Annotated in this window: 1 protein-coding gene; it reads right to left on the bottom strand. The window is 47.1% G+C overall.

The genetic code is table 11. The features are described 5' to 3' along the window. Positions 1 to 1,028, bottom strand: a 1,028-nt coding sequence (locus ACKTR2_RS10250; RefSeq protein ID WP_407885037.1) for a beta strand repeat-containing protein, incomplete at both ends; no start/stop codon positions are given.

Here is a 1,028-nt window from a genome sequence, read left to right as displayed (position 1 = left end):
CGAGTTACCCGTGTTGCTATCACCAGTGTTATTCGAGCCGCTGTTACTGTTCCCGGTGTTGCTGTCACCAGTGTTATTTGAACCTGAGTTCGAGTTACCGGTGTTGCTATCACCAGTATTGTTTGAACCTGAGTTCGAATTACCTGTGTTGCTGTCACCAGTGTTATTTGAACCTGAGTTACTGTTCCCAGTGTTGCTATCACCGGTGTTATTCGAGCCAGAGTTCGAGTTACCTGTGTTGCTGTCACCAGTGTTATTTGAACCTGAGTTCGAGTTACCGGTGTTGCTATCACCAGTATTGTTTGAACCTGAGTTCGAATTACCTGTGTTGCTATCACCGGTGTTGTTTGAACCCGAGTTCGAGTTACCAGTATTGCTGTCACCAGTGTTGTTCGAACCACTGTTCGAATTACCACTGTTTGAGTTCCCGGTGTTGTTGTTACCAGTATTGTTTGAACCTGAGTTCGAATTACCTGTGTTGCTATCACCAGTGTTATTCGAGCCAGAGTTACTGTTCCCAGTATTACTGTCACCAGTGTTGTTCGAGCCGGAGTTCGAGTTACCCGTGTTGCTGTCACCAGTGTTGTTCGAACCACTGTTCGAATTACCACTGTTTGAGTTCCCGGTGTTGTTGTTACCAGTGTTGTTTGAACCTGAGTTCGAATTACCTGTGTTGCTATCACCGGTGTTGTTTGAACCAGAGTTCGAGTTACCAGTATTGCTGTCACCGGCGTTGTTCGAGCCAGAGTTCGAGTTACCGGTATTGCTGTCACCGGTGTTGTTTGAACCACTGTTACTGTTCCCAGTGTTGCTGTCACCGGTGTTGTTCGAACCACTGTTCGAGTTACCGGTATTGCTGTCACCGGTGTTGTTTGAACCAGAGTTCGAGTTACCGGTATTGCTATCACCAGTGTTGTTTGAACCGCTGTTACTGTTCCCAGTGTTGGAATCACCGGTGTTGTTTGAACCAGAGTTCGAGTTACCGGTGTTGCTGTCACCGGTGTTGTTCGAGCCAGAGTTCGAATTAC

This window comes from Furfurilactobacillus curtus, from assembly GCF_045862785.1.
Lineage (GTDB): Bacteria > Bacillota > Bacilli > Lactobacillales > Lactobacillaceae > Furfurilactobacillus > Furfurilactobacillus curtus.
This window is presented reverse-complemented; position numbering and strand designations above follow the sequence as displayed.